The organism is Eisenbergiella massiliensis (assembly GCF_003435485.1).
Genome location: NZ_QVLV01000001.1, coordinates 62500 through 81718, shown reverse-complemented (window position 1 = coordinate 81718; position 19219 = coordinate 62500). Strand labels below are relative to the sequence as shown.

Here is a 19219-nt window from a genome sequence, read left to right as displayed (position 1 = left end):
AATATAGAGTTTTAGATATGCCTTATACTGAATTTAATATAGATAAATGTGGTAAGCATTGAGGCCACATATTTAGCTCCTGTATAGGAGAGTAGTGATCCGGTATAAAAGATTCTGGGAAATTGGGTGTAATGTCATTATTGAAAGAAAGATCAAATTGTCAGCTGTTGATCTTTATTGAGAGAAAGATTGAATCCTCTGCTGTTTGTAGAGAAATACTGTCTACTATCTATTACAATCTATAATTGCATGACAAACGATATGGAAAATATATTCATAACCTGCGTATAAGTATACCTTTCATGTAATCTGTTTTGTTATGGGTTTGGTAAATGAATTCTTTTTCATTCTCTGTACATCCAATTAATATCTTTATTTCCGAATCACGTTTCATTAAATCAACGATACACATAATCGCATCAACTTGCTTTCTTTCATCTGTTCCCACCCATACATCAATGCCGTCACCATCCATTGAAGAGGTATTATCTAAATAGCCATAGTCAACTCTGTAAATAAAGTCAGAAAACTTAGGATGAACAGCTCCCTTAGGCCTATCTATTATGATTTTTGATTCACTCACTATTCTATCTATTGCATTCCAAAAGCTATCATTTGTTTCCATGACTTTACCTCATAACATATCTTTTATAAATTTATTTTTTAAGTATATGTTTGTCAAATAAATCTATATTATTTATACTGTTCTTATAATTCTATATTTTATTATAATATTAACCAGGGGATTATTTCTACATTTACAAATCAAGACGTATTTTCTTAAATCTGGTAACTATAATTATATTGTTATTTATATTGTTTCACGTGAAACATAATATATTTGCTTAATAATATAAGCTTAGTAAATTTTAATATTAGTATATTGAATTACTGATATATGTTTTGCTTTTTTTTACTTAAAGAAAAGGAATAAATATCAATACTAAATATATATTTAGTAGATATAAGTTTTATTTATTATTAAAAAAAGAATAGTAAGAGTAAGTACTATAAATAAAAAAGAACTGTAATTTTTCTGCAGCTCTTTTTTATAAATTACATACAAACTTATAAAAGAATATTAATCTGTTCTATAACTGAATCAGGTGATTCCAGATGACATAGCTGTTTAGTATCAGGAATACTAAAAGTCTCAATTGACTGGTTAAAGTAAACATAATTATCAACTATTGTATCTATATCATCTTTCATTTCACCATATAAAATATACATACTATGATCTATTTCTTTTAATGCATGAATTATATTTGCATTCATATATCTACATACATAGCTCGCAAAAGAAAACTTTGCATTGAAATCTGGAACATGCGAAGCCTCTACATAGTTAGACAATATTTCGTCAGTAACAGCAGATGAATTATAAAAGTATTCTTCTTCAAAATTCTTCCTAAAAGATTCTTTGCGTGTAAGTATATTATATAGAAAAGTTCCAATGATGGGAGTGTCAATTAAGAACTTCAATAGCTTAGTTTGTTTACTTGGCACCTGGTTTAACTTATTTATACTTTGCGGATTAATGAAAAGCATTTTGTCAATAACTTCACCATCATTATGGCAAGCCATAACAGCTATTGGGGCAGCATCGCCTGTTGCAATAATACTTGTCTTTTTACCTATTACATTCTTAATAAAATCTATAATAGACTGTACATAAAGGTAATTGGTATAAGTAATATTAGGTTTGTCTGACAAACCATAACCAAGAAAATCCATTGTATATACTTCATGCTTCTCAGCTAAAGAATCAACTATAGCGGAAAATTCAAAGCCTGAACTGCCGGCTGTAAGGTCATGGAGGAGGAGAAGAGGGGTACCCGTCCCCTTTTTAGTATATCGTATCTTACCAAACCGCCACTCATAATATTTATTGTTAGGGCAACCTAAATTATTCTTTACAGTACTGACAGAAAATTGTACTCTGTTTATCATGTGAATAGTAAAAGTAGCGATACCTGTGAGGGCAATTACAGTTCCAAGCTTTTTATTCATAGTAATACCTCCTGTATTTAATTATTATAAACCATCACATGTTATCTTACAAGTTAATGATTTGTAGTTTTGTGGCAGTTTTTGCATGGTTCCTACTTTTGTTTTTATATTGATAATGTTTCACGTGAAACATTTATTAGAATATATTTAATAAGAATTGTATAATACATATTGCATAAAACTATATTTTATGTATTTTATATAGCCTTTAATATAGCTGTTTTAAACTTTACTTACAATTATGTTTCACGTGAAACATAACTCATTATATAAATAAAATACTCTAAAATTAAATTTAAAAAAATAAGATAATATTTGAATACAAATAGAACAAGTAATAACTAAATTAAAAATATGGATAATAAATCTATTCTGACACTTAACTTAAAAATAATATAATAGAATTAATAAACATTTTCTTCAATAAATCATATTTTAAATCCAAAACTTTCTTTTTAAATACAAAACCAACAATAATATAAAAAAAGAAAGTCCAAATTCTAATATTTCCTTATAGAATATCAACCAGAAAAGTGATATAATCGATAAAGTACTTATTTGGGTGATAAAGTAATATATAGTGTTGACAGAAGAATGACTCTATCTTGTTTTGTCCAATTGCACACGAAAGGAAAAATGTAATGGGAAGAATTATCGCAATTGCAAACCAGAAGGGCGGTGTTGGTAAAACAACCACAGCGATTAATTTATCGGCTGCTCTCGCTGCAAAAGGGAAGAAGGTATTAGTCATAGATACGGATCCGCAGGGAAATACGACAAGCGGATTTAATATTGATAAGAATAATCTTGACAATACAATCTATGAACTGATGCTGGGGGAATGTACAATTCAGGACTGCCTGATTAAAGAAGTAGTTCCGAATGTTACTGTATTACCGTCCAATGTCAACCTGGCTGCGGCAGAAATAGAGTTAATTGGTGTAGATAAGAAAGAATTTATATTAAAAAATGAGGTAGATTGGGTAAGAGATCAGTATGATTTTGTGGTAATTGATTGCCCGCCTTCCTTGAATATGCTGACGGTTAATGCAATGACGACTGCGAATACGGTTCTGGTTCCAATACAATGCGAGTATTATGCGCTGGAAGGACTGAGCCAGTTAATTCATACAGTTAATCTTGTGAGAGAAAGATTGAATCCTCAGTTGCAGATTGAGGGAATACTGTTTACTATGTATGATTCCAGGACAAACCTTTCAACACAGGTAGTTGATAATGTAAAGAAGAATCTGAATCAGAAAATATATAAAACAGTAATACCCAGAAACATAAGGCTGGCCGAGGCGCCGAGCTATGGCCTGCCGATAACAATGTATGATCCGAAATCAGCTGGTGCAGAGAGCTACATGGCATTGGCAAATGAAGTTATAAAGAGAAAGGATTTATGATAATGGCTGCAAGAGGACTGGGGAAAGGCCTTGATTCTTTGATCCCAAATACTATTGGGGAAGCAAAAGAAAAAAAGGAAAGTAAAGAAAAAGTAGAAAATAAAAACCCGGAAACCATGGTAAAGCTGTCAATGGTTGAGCCAAACGGGGAACAGCCCAGAAAGAATTTCGATGAGGATTCACTGTTGGAGCTGGCGGAATCAATAAAACAGTTTGGTCTGCTTCAGCCCATTATTGTGCAGGACAGGAAGAATCATTATGAGATAATTGCCGGAGAAAGAAGATGGCGTGCGGCAAAGATGGCGGGATTAAAAGAGATTCCCGTTATTATTAAGAATCTTACAAATCAGGAAATTGTAGAAATTTCATTGATTGAAAATATCCAGAGAGAAGATCTGAATCCGATTGAAGAAGCACAGGCCTATAAAAGACTTTTGGAAGAGTTTAATCTGAAGCAGGATGAGGTGGCAGAGAGAGTATCCAAGAGCAGGACAGCGGTTACCAACTCCATGCGTCTGCTCAAGCTTTGTGATGAAGTACAACAGATGGTCGTAAATGAAATGATCAGTACGGGCCATGCCAGAGCTTTGCTTTCCATTGAAGATCCGGAAGAGCAGTATATGATCGCCCAGAAGGTTTTTGATGAAAAGATGAGCGTACGGGAAGTGGAAAAGCTGGTAAAGGATCTTCATAAACCCGAAAAGGCGCCAAAAAAAGAAAACAAGTCTCTGGAAGTAATTTATCAGAACATTGAAAACAGACTGAAAGAATCATTAGGCACCAAGGTTTCCATTTCACCTAAGAATAATGGAGCAGGCAAAATAGAAATAGAATTCTATAACCATGATGATTTGGACAGGCTTATGGAACAGTTAATGAGAGCCTGATTGTTATAACAGGAAGCGGAGTTTCCTGTACTCAGGATAAAAAATATAAAGGAGAAAAAGATGTCAAGCAGCTTACTGGAGAGTATTGGATTAGGCGGATTGGATATTGCGTACTTGCTTATAGGCCTGTTGGTTTTTATAATAATACTTTTGATTCTGATAATTATCCAGTTCAATAAGTTGAATAAAATACAGAAAAAACTATCAAAGTTTATGAAGGGGAAGGATGCCGGGAGTCTGGAAGAAGATATTACAGGACTATATGAGGATAACGACTTCATAAAGAAGGAATCTGATAAAAACAGAAAAGAAATTAAAGATATTCAGAAAAGATTAGAGTATTGTTATCAAAAAATGGGAATGGTAAAATATGATGCCTTCAGTCAGATGGGCGGACAGCTCAGCTTTTGTTTATGTCTGCTGAATGAAAAGGATGACGGTTTTATACTGAATTCCGTGCAGAGCAGCGACGGCTGTTATACATACACAAAAGAAGTAAAGAAGGGTGAGTGTGCAATTACACTTGGCGCTGAAGAAAAAGAAGCATTAGATAAAGCCATTGGCTATTAATTATAAAATGAGGAGAGGAGCCTTATCATGATTGACATTAAGTTTTTAAGAGAAAATCCGGAAGCAGTAAAAGAAAATATCAGAAAGAAATTCCAGGATTCCAAACTTCCGTTAGTTGATGAAGTAATTGAGTTGGACAAGGAAAGCAGAAAGACACAGCAGGAGGCTGATGACCTGCGTGCCAATAGAAATAAAATTTCCAAGGAAATCGGCGGACTGATGAAGGCCGGTAAGAAGGAAGAAGCGGAAGCAAAGAAAGCTGAAGTAGCTGCCGGAGCAAAGAAGCTGGAAGAACTGGAAGCGAAAGAAGCTCAGCTGCAGGAAAAGATCCTGAAAAATATGATGGTAATTCCTAATATTATTGATCCGACAGTTCCCATTGGTAAGGATGATACGGAAAATGTGGAAATCACAAAATATGGCGAGCCTGTTGTTCCTGATTTTGAAATTCCTTATCATACGGAAATTATGGAAAAGTTCAATGGAATTGATCTTGACAGTGCCAGAAAGGTAGCAGGTAACGGATTCTATTATCTGATGGGTGATATCGCCAGACTGCATTCCGCAGTTATTTCTTATGCAAGAGACTTTATGATTAACAGAGGGTTTACCTATTGTGTACCTCCCTTTATGATCAGAAGCAATGTGGTAACAGGCGTTATGAGCTTTGCAGAAATGGATGCCATGATGTATAAGATTGAAGGAGAGGATTTATACCTTATCGGTACAAGCGAACACTCCATGATAGGTAAGTTTATTGATACTATTATTCAGGAAGAAGAGCTTCCCAAGACCCTTACCAGCTATTCACCCTGCTTCCGTAAGGAGAAGGGCGCGCATGGTCTGGAGGAAAGAGGCGTATACCGCATCCATCAGTTTGAAAAGCAGGAAATGATCGTTGTATGTAAACCCGAGGATTCTGCTATGTGGTTTGAGAAGCTGTGGCAGAATACGGTTGATCTTTTCCGGTCCATGGATATTCCTGTAAGAACCATTGAATGCTGCTCCGGTGATCTGGCAGATCTTAAAGTGAAGTCTTATGATGTAGAAGCATGGTCACCCAGACAGAAAAAATATTTTGAGGTAGGAAGCTGCTCCAATTTGGGAGATGCACAGGCAAGAAGACTTAAAATACGTGTAAATGGGGAAAATGGGAAATACTTTGCGCATACACTAAATAATACGGTAGTTGCTCCGCCGAGAATGCTGATTGCTTTCCTTGAAAATAATCTTCAGGCAGACGGCTCCGTCAGGATTCCTGCAGTGCTTCAGCCTTACATGGGCGGCATGACTGAAATCAAATAAGAAAGGATTGAGTCACTGATCATTATTGATCAGTAACTCAATTGCACAATAATCAAAAAGTGAGGTGAGATTCTTGCATAAATTTTTAAAATCAGTGGGGTTTAGTGAGTATACATCAACTAAGAAAATTCAGGAGCTGGTAAAAGATGTGATCCTGAATGCGGAAACCAGAAACTATACCACTCTTGATGGAAAAGAAGATACGGTCCTGGTAGAGTTTTGCAAGGATTTCGCAGAGAACATGGGAATTGCAGTTTGCGGGGAATTTGATGAAAGTGATAACTTCATTTTCTACTATTATTATCCCTACCTGCGCGGAACCGGCATCAGTTCCATGGAGGATGTGAGCGTGGAACGTCATGCGGCAGTGGAATCCTATGCAGGTGTGTGTGATGATATTAAGGTAGGAGTAACTTTGATCTTTTACCTGCAGAACATGATCCCCTATATAAAATACAAAAATGCAGATAAGCTTCCGGTCAGAGGTACCAGCCTGACCTTGTCTGCCCTGGCAAGTCAGGGATCAATTATGATGCCTATCATAAAAAGTGAAAACCAGAAAAAAAAGATTCAGCAGTCCACAATTACAAGGAATCAGCTTATTGAGGCCGCCAGACGGGGAGATGAAGACGCTATTGAAAGCCTGACGCTGGAGGATATGGATACCTACACAACTATCTCCAAAAGAATTCAGAAGGAAGACGTATTCAGCCTTGTTGATACGTATTTTATGCCTTATGGTGTGGAGTGCGATCAATATTCTGTATTAGGAGAAATTTCAGAATACCATACGGTAATGAATAAACTGACAAAAGAAAAGATCTGCTTTATGACGATTAACTGCAATGAATTAACCTTTGATGTATGTATTAATGAAAAAGATCTTTATGGCGAACCTAAAATCGGCCGAAGATTCAAAGGGGTAGTCTGGCTCCAGGGAGCAGTAAATTATCCTGAATAAATCAGAAAAAGGCAGAAAAATAAAATATGTTTTGTGCGTTTCAGTAATTTGAAACTGAGCAGCCTGCAACAGAGAACCCTGGAATAAAGATACCTGGAAAAGAGATATCTGAAAAGGAGATGCCTGCAACAGAAATCCCAAGAAAAAAAGGATTATCAATGAAAAGGAGCCAAAATCAGTTGATGAAACGCACAATAACCAAATATTTATAAAACCGTGAAAAAAAATATGATAATTAATATTATAAAAAGAGTAGACTTTTTCTTTAAAATATAGTATTATACTAGATGTGTTTCCTTAGTTAAATGGATATAACAGCCCCCTCCTAAGGGGCAGTTGAGGGTTCGATTCCCCCAGGGAACGTAAATCCGTACAAAAAGAACAACATCTTTTTGTACGGATTTTTTATATTACCGTATATATTCTTATTTATTGCGGGCAGGAAAGCCCGGCTGCCCCATTAGTACGCTGTCTGAACAGAAATAGAACACTAGCAACATCAGCAAAACCACCAACACCACCATAATGGAAAATGAGCAGCAGAAAAAGACAGACAATAAGACAGACAATAAGGCAGAATAAGAATACAGTATAAAAAACAGTACCGAAAAATACAGGACGGGAAGAATTATGAAAAAGATAAAATTCCAGTTTAAAAGGTTAACAAAAATAAGACAGCAGCTGTATACCATATACTTTGCCGCACTGTTCCTTCCTATTATGATAATCGGTATTTTTCTGCTCATAAATACTTACACGCTTCTTTCCAATTATCACAGAGATCTGTTGGAGGCGGACAACCTGAGGGTGAAGACGATTCTTTTTGAGATGACCACCCAGGTTTATAATATATCCGAAAATCTGGTTTTTGACGCAAATATAAAAGAAATTCTGTCGGCCAACTATACCCAGAGGGAAAAGCTTGTGGAAAAAGCCGGGAATCTGACTGTTGTGGATAATTACGCTCAGAATTATGCGGAAATAGAAAGTATAGAAATCTATACGGATAACCCTACTTTTACAGATTATAAGCAATTTTACCGGGCAGATGAAAATTTACAGAATACCGACTGGTACTGCAAGGCTATTTCCCAGTCCAGTGTCTTCTGGGTCCCCATGACAAGCAGGGACAAGTACGGAAATGAGTATTGGAACCTGAGCCTGGTGCGCAGGCTGCCGCTGGCGGAAGCGGACTATAATGCCGTGCTTGTGATCAAGGTGAGCGATAACTATCTGAGAACCAGGATCAACAGCCAGGAATATGCAGCCATGATATCCGTAAATGACAGAGAGGTTTTTTTCAATTCCAACAGAAGCGAATATGGCATCAGCCAGAAGGTACCCATAGATTATGACAAAAGCTATTATCAGTACACGGGAAAAGAAAAGATAAACGGAGTTACCTATTTTGTGGATGTTTCCACGCTGTACCTATACCAGTCAGATTCCCGCCTATATATCTGTACCATGAATGATTTAGGCTATGTCAGTATTAAAAGGATTCTGACTATCTGTGTGCTCATACTTGCCGTGGCTATTCTGATTCCGGGACTGATCATTCATTTTTTTACCGAATATTTCACCTCCCGCGTGCTCACTCTGAGACAGGCCATGCATCAGGCCAGTACGGAGGATTATGACATCCGCAGCTATATCCAGGGACAGGATGAGATCTCGGAGGCCTTTTCTGATCTTGAGGTCATGGTACGGAATATTAAAAAGAAGGATGCGGAAATGTATGAGGCCCGCATTAATGAGGCGGAGCTTCTGAACGAACAGCAGGTTATGGAATTTAAGATGCTGGCAAGCCAGATTAATCCCCATTTCCTCTACAATACGCTGGAAACCATCCGTATGAAGGCGTTTGCGGCAAATGACAAAGAAGTGGCAAGGGCCATAAAGCTCCTGGGTAAATCCATGCGCTATGTCCTGGAGAACACCGGTACATCCTACACGACCTTAAGCAGAGAGCTGGAGCATGTCAATGTTTATCTGGATATCCAGAAGCTCAGGTTCACGGATAAATTTGACGGCATAACGGAAATAGGGGAGGATGTGGATCCTGAAAAAATATATATTCTTCCCCTACTTCTTCAGCCTGTGGTGGAAAATGCCATACTGCATGGCCTGGAAGAGAGGGAGCATGGAGGCATAATCAAAATCTCCGTAACAAAACATATAGAAGAACAGGAGCTTCTATGCATAGAGGTTTCAGATAACGGCTGCGGAATGACAGAGGAAGAGCTGGCCCAGCTGAGGAGGAACATAGAGCAGAAGGATATGACCAGGAGCAAAAGCATCGGCCTTTATAATATCAACCAGCGTATCAAGCTTACTTACGGAGATGCCTTTGGCATACAGGTTTTATCCGTTCCGGAAGAAGGAACCAGGGTACGCCTTTACCTTCCCGTTTCCAGGATGGCGGAAAAAAACAGCCCGGCAGTTTGCATATAAAAACTGAAAAAATACGGCATATTTCAAAAAATGAATGTATTTTTAACCGGAATTTTACCGTATTTTTATATTTTTAATTCAATTATAATAAATACATCACAAGGATTGAGAAATTCTGTGGTGTATTTTTTTGACAAAAAATACGGATATATTTGTACAGGAAAGGGAGGAAGAAAATGAGCAGTACAAAGTCACGAAAGGAAGTTTTGACGGATAAGCTCTATTATCCTATCAGGATTGCCATTCTTTTATCTGTGGTATTTCTGTTTATACCAAATCTGAATCCGGCAAGAATCTGCGGCATGATCAATAAAAATATGTCGCTGTTCACATCGGGTATTTCTTATTCAACCTTAACGGCGGAGTTCGGCCGCGCCTTCAGGAAGGGCTGGGTGGATGAAGCGTCGATGCAGCTGCTGTTTGCAGCGGCAATGGCGATGTGCCTGGGCATTGTAAGCTTTGGTATCAGCGGTTGTATGTCGCTTGGCAATCTGAAGTTCAAAAAGACAGGCAACGTCATCGGCATTATTGGATGTGTGATTGAGCTGGCAGGTATGGGCGGTATTTACATAGCCTATACACAGGTAGCGCAGACAACCAAGCCGGGTAAGGTGGAACCCATATTTCCTTCGGGACTCTGGCTGATTCTTATTATAACGGTTCTTATACTGGTAGTTTCCATATTGCAGATGTTTTTGCTCCCGAAGCTGAAAAAAGGGACGAAATTCGAAATGCCGACGAAGTTCAGGCTTTTCCTGATGCTGATGCCCTTTGTGGCGCTGGTGGCTGTATTTGCTTACCTGCCGCTGTGGGGCTGGCGTTACGCTTTCTTTGATTATAAGGTAGGCGACGCCATCAGCATGGATAATTTTGTAGGCTTCAAGTGGTTTACAGAGCTGTTTGAAAACCCGGCAACGGTAAGGGATATCGTGCGTGTACTGAAAAATACCCTCGCCATGAGCGGCCTGGGAATCGCAACAAGCTGGCTGCCTATGGCCTTTGCAATTTTCCTTTCCGAAATTAAAAATGTAAGATTCAGAAGATTTGTACAGACCTTTACAACGGTTCCCAACTTCATCAGCTGGGTTCTTGTATACTCCATCGCTTTCTGTATTTTCTCAACAGACGGTTTTGTCAGCAGTATCCTGGTAAACCTGGGAATTTGGAAAGAAGGCGTGAACATGCTGATGAGCGGCGAACACGTGTGGCTGAAAATGCTGGGCTGGGGATTATGGAAAGGTATCGGCTGGAGTGCAATCATTTACATAGCGGCCATTTCCGGTATTGACCAGCAGCTTTACGAGGCGGCAACCGTGGACGGCGCCGGCAGGTTCCAGAGAATGTGGCACATTACCGTGCCCGGGCTGATTCCCACCTTCTGCGTACTGCTTCTGATGTCCATTGCAAACATCTTAAGCAACGGTATGGATCAGTACCTGGTGTTTGAAAATGCAACCAACCAGAACGCCATTATGGTGCTGGATCTGTATGTATATAAATTAGGTATCGGCAAGGGCGCAATCCCTCTGTCTACCGTAATCGGCATGGTGAAATCCATAGTCAGCGTAACGCTGCTGTTCGCGGCCAACGGAGTATCCAAGTTAATCCGCGGCGAAAGCATTGTATAGGAGGTGGAAGCATGGCTAAAACAGCACAGGAAAAAGCGGACTTAAAAGCGGAAAAGCTTTATGAAAAGACACATAAGAAAAAATACAGAACAAGACCGGGCGACATGCTCTTCAACCTGATAAATTACCTGATATTCATCCTGTTTACCGTAGCATGTATTTTCCCGTTCTACTACCTATTTATCAATACAATCAGTGATAACGATCTGGTGGTAAAGGGTGTTATCAACTTTATCCCCAGGGGGCTTCATCTGGATAACTACAAGTCCCTGCTGAACGTAAGCGACCTTTCCAATGCATTCCTGGTATCTGTGGGAAGAACGCTTCTTGGAACCGCATTCATGGTAGCGGCTTCCGCATTTGTAGGATATCTGGTAACAAAGCAGGAAATGTGGGGCAGGAAATTCTGGTACAGATTTTTAATCATTACCATGTACTTCAACGCAGGCCTGATTCCCTGGTTCCTGAATATGCAGATGCTGGGCCTGACGAATACCTTCTGGGCCTACATCATTCCCGGAATCGTTGCCCCTTACAATATTATTCTGGTAAAAACCTATATTGAGTCCATTCCGGCAGAGCTGGAAGAGAGCGCGCAGATTGACGGCGCGACCCATATGGTGATTTTCCGTAAAATCATCTGGCCGCTGAGCAAGCCCATTCTGGCAACCATAGCAATTTTCGGCGCGGTAGGCCACTGGAACTCCTTTACGGATTCCCTGATTCTGATGCAGTCCGCCCCTACGCTGTATACACTGCAGCACAGACTGTACATCTACCTGAATACGGCTTCCAACTTAAGCGCACTGATGGAATCCGGCGGACAGGTAAGCGATGCGGTCCTGAAATCAGCGCTCAGTGCAAAGGTTATTAAATATACCATTTCCATGGTTACAGTTATTCCGATTCTGGTAGTATATCCGTTCATGCAGCGGTATTTTGAAAAAGGTATTATGCTGGGAGCCGTAAAGGGCTGACAGCTGCCTGGAAACAATTTTACATCGGTGTTATCCGTTCAAACGGTTTTAGTAACACAATCATAAAGGAGGAGAAAAAGTATGAAGGCAAAAAAAATTACGGCGCTGCTCATGGCGGCTGTCATGACGGTATCCCTGGCAGCATGCGGTAACTCAGGCGCCACAACAGCGGAGCCCGCGGCAGACAGCAGCACGGAAGCAAAGGCTGACACAGAGGCAGACACAGACGATGCTGACGCGGATACGGAAGCAGCGGCAGCAGATGGGGAATCCTATGATGAGCTGCTGGAGGAAATCATTCCGGAGGAAACAGTGACCCTGGATGTATTTGACCAGCTGGCAAATTACTCCGGAGAGCAGATCGGATGGTTCGGCCAGATTATGCTTGAAAAATTCAACGTTAAGCTGAACATCATTCCCGATCCCGACGGTGTATATGAAACACGTATGGAATCCGGCAACCTGGGCGATATCGTTATCTGGGGAAATGATTCCGATGAATATATGCAGGCAGTACAAAAAGGAATGCTTTTCGACTGGAACGAGGATGATATCCTTTCCGATTACGGCCCGTACATCAAAGAGCATATGCCCTATGCATTGGAGAAGAACACCAACCTTTCCGGCGGAACTACCTATGGCTACGGCTTTGACGTAGCGGTGGATCCCAGCGCCCGCGGTGATATCATGTATACCTGGGATTTAAGATGGGATCTTTACAAGGAACTGGGATATCCTGAAATCAAGAACATGGACGACATGGTAGAGGTTCTGGCCCAGATGAAGGAACTCTGCCCTAAGGATGATAACGGAAAAACCACCTACGGCGTTTCCCTTTTCAACGACTGGGACGGCGACATGGTTATGTTCGTTAAGTCAACGGCTTCCGCTTATTACGGATATGACGAATTCGGTTTCGGCCTTTATGATTCCGAGACACAGGAATATCATCCCTGCCTGGAAAAAGACGGCCCTTATCTGACAGCGCTGAAATTCTACAACAACCTGTACCAGAGAGGACTTCTTGATCCCGACTCACAGACACAGAAATATGACGGTATGGTAGAAGATTACCAGAACGGTACCGCATTCCTGAACGTATTCAACTTCCTGGGATCAGCAATGTACAATTCTGAAACCCATGCAGCTGACGGAAAAGCAATGTATCCCTGCCCTCCGGAAGAAGCGTCGCCTATCGCATACGGCCTGAATGTATACGGCGGAAACAGAATCTGGTCCATCGGCGCCAAGAGTGAATATCCTGAACTCTGCATGGCTATCCTGAACTGGCTTTCAACTCCGGAAGGACGTATGACCGCAGAATACGGCCCTAAGGATGTCTGCTGGTATTATGATGAAAACGGCAAGACCTGCTTCACCGAGCTGGGAAAAGCTGCAAAGCTTGATATCAAGACAGAAATGTCAGACGGCTACTCAGGAACCTTTGAAGATGGTAACTTCAAGATGAACAACCAGACCTGGGCGCTTGATACCGAAAACCTGGATTCCAACGGAGATACCTACAACTACAAGAAATGGGACAGCTTTATTACGGAACCCAATTCTGAAATAGAAGCTGACTGGAGAGAACACACCGGAGCAAGAACCCCTGATGAATACATGGGAAGCAGACCTTTCAAGCTTGCACCCGGAACCACCTACTCCGCAGGAACCAAGTCCGATGAGCTTCTTGTGCTCTGGAACCAGGTTGCCGACTGCATTAAGACAAATTCCTGGAAAGCAATCTATGCTTCTTCCGATGAAGAATTTGATAAGATTGTAGATGAAATGATTGCCAAAGCAAATGAATATGGCTATGATAAATGTATTGAATTCCAGGAGAATGAAGTAAAACTGAGAGCTGCAGCAGAGGATGCTGTGAAATAAACAGTTTATAATTCTTCCGTGATAACAGAACAGGGAAAAGGGATTGTCCGCAGCGGCAATCCCTTTTCAGACATAAAAAGAAAGGGAGCGGCAGCAAATAAAATGGAAAACTATAAAAATACCCCTTTATGGGATAATTCCCTGACAGTGGAGGAACGACTTGATTATCTGGTAAAGGCGCTGACACTGGAGGAAAAAATTGCATGTCTGACCACAGGCTGCCCGGATGTGGAGCGTCTGGGAATCAAGTCCTCTTATATGGGAGGGGAAGCCGCCCACGGAATCGAAGCAAGACATGATCAGGCATTTAACCGTGGGGAACCGGAGCCTACCACATCCTTCACCCAGCCCATCGGCATGAGTGCAAGCTTTGACAGAGAGCTGATCCGGGAATGCGGGCGCTGTGTGGGAGAGGAAGCAAGGGCGCTGTATACAAGAAACGGTGGCGGCGGCCTGTGCAGATGGGCGCCTACCATTGATATGGAACGGGATCCCAGATGGGGAAGGACAGAAGAGGCCTATGGGGAGGATCCCTATCTGTCCGGGGAAATGTCCTCAGCTTATATCAGGGGAATGAAGGGAAATGATCCCTTTTACCTCAGATGCGGTGCAACCCTGAAGCATTTTTATGCAAATAATGTGGAGCATGACAGAATATCCATATCCTCCTCCCTGGATGGGAGAAATAAATATGAGTATTATCTGGAGCCCTTCCGCAAGGCCGTAACAGAAGGCGGTGCAGAGGCAGTCATGACCTCCTATAATGAAATCAACGGCGTGCCTGCCATCGTTAACGATGAAGTTCAGAGAATACTGAAGGACACCTGGGGGCTGCCCGGCCATGTGGTCTGCGACGGCGGGGATATGCAGCAGACCGTATATGACCATAAATATTTCAAGACCCACGCGGAAACGGTGGCTTATGGACTGAAGGCAGGAGTGGACTGCTTTACCGATGATAAGGAAGTGGTTATGGCATCGGCCTGGGAGGCGCTGGAAAAAGGGATGATAACGGAGTCCGATATTGATCGATCCATCCGTAACTCCTTCCGTACCCGCATTCGTCTGGGCTTTTTTGACGGTAACGGGGACTGTCCCTATACAGGAATGGGAGAGGAATACATTAATAATGAAGAGCATCGGGAAATCTGTGCAAAAATGGCAGAAGAGTCAGTTGTCCTTTTAAAGAATGAGAAGGAAGCCCTGCCCATCCTTCCCGGCAAAACAGAATCACTTGCGCTGATAGGCCCTCTCGCGGATGTATGGTATAAGGACTGGTACTGCGGTATTCCGCCCTATTCGGTAACCGTGCTTGACGGGATGAAAAAAGCATATCCGGATACGGAAATCACCTGCACAAGCGGCCTGTCCGATATTTATCTCGTCTGCGGCGGGAAATATGCAGGCCTGGATGAATCCTCCCGGCTGATCCTTACGGATAAGGAGAATGCGGAAGCGTTTACCCTGACTGACTGGGGCACGGGCTGTTCCACGTTAATTGCCCGCAGCAACGGAAAATATGTAACGCTGGAGGAAGGAAGCTGTCAGATAAAAGCGGATAAGGACGAGGCTTTTTCCTGGTTTATCAGGGAATCCTGGAATTTCAGGCAGATCGGGGAAAAGAAAGAAGACGGCGAAACGGAAGAAAGCGGCAAAATAGAGGAATACGGCAAAACAGCCTGGTATCTTGACAGCTGGAACGGCAGGCAGGTGGCAATAGATGAAAAGGGTTACCTTGCGGTGATAAAAACGGCGGAGAAGGCCAACGGGGAAGGCGAAGAGAACGAGGAAACGGCCTGCTTCCTTCGAAGCGGTAAGCCGGCGGTATTTACCATGGAAACCGTAAAAGACGGAATCAGTGAAGCGGTGAAGGCAGCGGGAAGTGCACAGCGTGCCGTGCTGGTGCTGGGCTGTAATCCCGTAATCAACAGCAAAGAGGAAATCGACCGTACTACCCTGGCGCTTCCTCCCTTCCAGCAGAAGCTGGCGGATGCCGTAAAAGAAGCAAATCCGGATACTGTTGTAGTTCTGTTATCCAACTATCCCTACACCATCAACCGGCTTCAGGAAGAAATGCCGGCTATCCTCTGGAGCGCGTCGGGAAGCCAGGAGCTTGGGAACGGGATTGCAGGCGTCCTCAGCGGAAGGACGTCACCCGCGGGACGTCTGAATATGACCTGGTACAAATCAGATGACGATTTGCCGGATATGAATGATTATGACATAATTAAAGGAAAGAGAACCTATCAGTATTTTGACAGGGAGGTATTGTATCCCTTTGGACACGGACTTTCTTACACCTCCTTTTCCTATGGGAAGCTGACGCTGGAAGAAAAGGCTGATAAAATTATAGCCCGCCTTTCCGTGACCAATACCGGCAGCAGGACTGCCGACGAGGTGGTGCAGCTTTATGTACATAAGGAAAAATCCCGCGTAAAACAGCCTGTGATGCAGTTAAAGAGCTTTGTCCGTCTGAAGGATCTTGCGCCGGGAGAAACGGCAGAGGCAGAGCTTATTGTAAACCGGGAGGAGCTCAGATATTACGATGTGATTTCTGAAGCCATGCTGCTGGAAAGCGGAGATTATACCTTCATGGCAGGCGCATCCTCAGGGGATATCAGGCAGCAGGCCGTCCTCCGCCTGGAAGGGGAAACAGCCGGAAAACGCAGTCCATGGGAGGTTACGGCGGCAGATCGATATGATGATTATGAAAACTGCTTTATCCATAAAGGAGTGGAAGGCTATACCTGCGTCATTCCGGGAAAAGCGGGAGACAAGCCGGATGAGGTGAAAGCGGAATTGCCGCAAAATAATGGGGCACTGCCCGCAAAAATAAAAAGCGTGCTTGTCTATCGGGATTTCTGCTTTGAAAGGGCGCCGGAGGAAACCACGTTTACTTTGTACGCGCTGGAGGATGGAAAAATAAAGCTGACGGTAACCCCGGAAGCATCAGAAGGAATTTCCATGGAGATTCCGGTGAAGGCAGGCGCAGGCTTTGAAGAAATGAAAGTGCCGGTTGCAGAAGAATTCAGCCGGCTGAAAGGCGTATGTACGGTAACTGTAGAAACAGAAGGAAAAATAAAGCTCTGCCGGTTCTGCTTCCGGTAGGGATGCAGCAGCTTCAAAAAAAGCCGGAGAGCTTTCATTCTCTCCGGCGCTCTGTCAGTCTGTTTCAGGCAGATTTTTAAGGGGGGGGGTAAAACCATTTTTTCGGTATTCAGCGGGACTCATGCCCGTGTACTTTTTGAATTTCTTATGGAAATAGTCCACATTATTGTATCCCACCTGTCCGGCAATTTCATAAACCTTCAGCCGGTTTTCCTTTAACAGCTCCTTGGAGTAATCGATTCTTCTGTGATCCACATAGGAGTTAAAGCTCTCCCCCATGGTTTTATTGAAGATTTTCCCAAGATAGGCGCTGCTGTAGCCGAAGAGAGGAGCGATTCCTTCCAGCTTGATATTGCTGCGGAAGTTATGATCAATATAATAAAGGATATCATCCAGCACCGTATCACGGGAAGGATTTCCTGTGGCATTCATGATCATTTCCGTCTGTTCTGAAATAAAAAGGATAATTTCATACAGATAATGGCAGCTTTCAATTCTGTCAATAATCTGGGAGTTGGTAGGAAAAGGAATTTCCGCCGAACAGAAAATATGGTTGGCCTTTTCCTTAATGCGCAGGTAAAGATCCGTGAGGAACAGCTTGACGGAGGCAATATCGTTCTTTACATTATAAAGGAATTCCTCAAGGCTGAAAAGTGTCTCAGCCACCTTATTGCGCTGAAAGGCAATGAGATAATCTGTGAGGAGATTGCTGTATTCCTCCAGCTTGTCATTATTGATTTCCAGGGTGATATCCTGTACCTTCGGAAGCGCGTCATAGCCAAGCGTATGCTGGCCCTGCATACAGAAAAAACGCCTTTTCTGCAGCGTGTAGGCCTCTTCATAGGACAGATAGATTTCATCAAGGGACCGGACAGGGCGCCCATAGGCAAGAAAAAGAGTATCCAGGGGACTTCCCTTCTGCGGGGGATTCTTCTCATAACGCTCCAGAAAACCGCTGAATTTATCCAGGGCGAACTGGCCTTTAAGCAGAATAACCTCATTGCCGTCCTCTTCAAAATATTCAAAGGTGTGGTTGCCTTTATTGGTTATTTTAAGAAGATCCGCAAAGCTGTAGCTGATATCCTCCGGGTTCTCGCTGAACTTTTCATAAATGACAACCTGGTAGATGTCGGCGTAAAGATTCATTTCCTCCATTTTCCGGGGAGACAAAAGCGCGGCTTCGGCGGTATTATAGGTCCCGGTTACGATTTCATGGAGGATCACATCCTTGGCTTTATTTTTAAGAAGCTCTATATTTTCGGAGGCGGCGTGCTCTTTTTCCAGGCCTTGCTTTATTTTGGTAATCGCCTGTGAAAGCTCGTCCTCGTCAATGGGCTTGGTGATATAGAAGTCCACGCCGTAACGTATAGCGGTCTGGGCATATGTAAAATCGGAATAGCCGCTTAAAATGATGAACCTCCCTTTATACCCCCGTTCACGGGCGATGCGTATCAAATCCGTCCCATACATTTTGGGCATACGGATATCCAGAAGGACCAGGCTCGGATTCTTCTCCAGGATGGCAGAAAGAGCCTCTTCGCCGTTGGCGGCCTCCCCGCAGATTTCAAAGCCCAGTTCGTTCCAGTCTATAATAATTTTGAGGCCTTCGCGGATATTAACTTCATCATCTGCAATCAGTACGGTTTCCATTGCGTTACCCCTTTTTATTTTTTTCGGATGCTTTGAATAAAAGAAATAGATGAGCAGCAGTTGTAGAATCAGATAACTGTGTATGTTTCGACAGTTACAGTTTAAGTATAGAAGAGGAATAACAGATTGTCAATGTATCCCTCCGAGGGCAAAAATGGGGAAAGCAACCGTGGTTACTGTTCACTCAGTACTGTGCATTTACTGCACAGTACGTAAGAAAGTGATTCAAGAGTGCATAAATCCCATCGCCGCAGGCGATTTTTAATGGATTTATGCAGTTACTGGTCACGGAGTGAACAGTAACCAACCGTAAAGGGACTGATTCATTACAATTTTTTGCAGGTGCGGATTAGGATGGATACATGTTATA

At 42.2% G+C, this 19219-nt stretch carries 13 protein-coding genes and 1 tRNA gene; 11 read left to right on the top strand and 3 right to left on the bottom strand.

Annotated features, from left to right (window positions below; genetic code table 11):
• Positions 1-274: 274 nt before the first annotated feature.
• Positions 275-625, bottom strand: coding sequence for an inorganic pyrophosphatase (locus tag DXC51_RS00315; RefSeq protein WP_025487939.1), 351 nt, complete (start codon positions 623-625; stop codon positions 275-277).
• 443 nt (positions 626-1068) lie between these two features.
• Positions 1069-2013, bottom strand: coding sequence for an alpha/beta fold hydrolase (locus tag DXC51_RS00310; protein WP_044914321.1), 945 nt, complete (start codon positions 2011-2013; stop codon positions 1069-1071).
• A 641-nt stretch (positions 2014-2654) separates the two neighbouring features.
• Here DXC51_RS00310 and DXC51_RS00305 point away from each other — a divergent pair.
• The 11 genes from DXC51_RS00305 (at position 2655) to DXC51_RS00255 (ending at position 17199) form a co-directional block, all read left to right on the top strand.
• Positions 2655-3422: a ParA family protein gene (locus DXC51_RS00305; RefSeq protein WP_025487937.1), complete on the top strand. Its 768-nt coding sequence runs from the start codon at positions 2655-2657 to the stop codon at positions 3420-3422.
• Positions 3419-4309 (top strand): ParB/RepB/Spo0J family partition protein, encoded by an 891-nt coding sequence (locus DXC51_RS00300; RefSeq protein ID WP_025487936.1) that lies wholly within the window; start codon positions 3419-3421, stop codon positions 4307-4309. The genes DXC51_RS00305 and DXC51_RS00300 overlap by 4 nt, the downstream gene beginning before the upstream one ends.
• A 60-nt stretch (positions 4310-4369) precedes the next feature.
• A complete protein-coding gene (locus DXC51_RS00295; RefSeq protein ID WP_021633999.1) occupies positions 4370-4879 on the top strand; it encodes a DUF4446 family protein in 510 nt (169 codons plus the stop codon).
• A 27-nt stretch (positions 4880-4906) separates the two neighbouring features.
• The gene (serS, locus tag DXC51_RS00290) at positions 4907-6184 is read left to right on the top strand and encodes a serine--tRNA ligase (RefSeq protein ID WP_025487935.1); all 1278 of its coding nucleotides are present in this window, start codon (positions 4907-4909) and stop codon (positions 6182-6184) included.
• Positions 6185-6248: 64 nt separating this feature from the next.
• On the top strand, positions 6249-7145 hold the full coding sequence (locus tag DXC51_RS00285; protein WP_320911863.1) for a DUF3881 family protein: 897 nt from the start codon (positions 6249-6251) through the stop codon (positions 7143-7145).
• A 291-nt stretch (positions 7146-7436) separates the two neighbouring features.
• Positions 7437-7508: transfer RNA gene (locus DXC51_RS00280), tRNA-Arg, on the top strand.
• Between the two features lie 267 nt (positions 7509-7775).
• On the top strand, positions 7776-9599 hold the full coding sequence (locus DXC51_RS00275; RefSeq protein WP_025487914.1) for a sensor histidine kinase: 1824 nt from the start codon (positions 7776-7778) through the stop codon (positions 9597-9599).
• Positions 9600-9775: 176 nt separating this feature from the next.
• On the top strand, positions 9776-11227 hold the full coding sequence (locus tag DXC51_RS00270) for an ABC transporter permease (protein ID WP_025487913.1): 1452 nt from the start codon (positions 9776-9778) through the stop codon (positions 11225-11227).
• Positions 11228-11238: 11 nt separating this feature from the next.
• The gene (locus tag DXC51_RS00265) at positions 11239-12204 is read left to right on the top strand and encodes a carbohydrate ABC transporter permease (RefSeq protein WP_021634006.1); all 966 of its coding nucleotides are present in this window, start codon (positions 11239-11241) and stop codon (positions 12202-12204) included.
• Between the two features lie 81 nt (positions 12205-12285).
• Positions 12286-14091, top strand: coding sequence for an extracellular solute-binding protein (locus DXC51_RS00260; protein WP_025487912.1), 1806 nt, complete (start codon positions 12286-12288; stop codon positions 14089-14091).
• A gap of 102 nt (positions 14092-14193) precedes the next feature.
• Positions 14194-17199, top strand: coding sequence for a beta-glucosidase (locus DXC51_RS00255; RefSeq protein ID WP_117531411.1), 3006 nt, complete (start codon positions 14194-14196; stop codon positions 17197-17199).
• A gap of 54 nt (positions 17200-17253) precedes the next feature.
• Here the strand turns inward: DXC51_RS00255 and DXC51_RS00250 are convergent, their stop codons facing one another.
• Positions 17254-18849 (bottom strand): response regulator transcription factor, encoded by a 1596-nt coding sequence (locus DXC51_RS00250; protein ID WP_025487911.1) that lies wholly within the window; start codon positions 18847-18849, stop codon positions 17254-17256.
• Positions 18850-19219 lie beyond the last annotated feature (370 nt).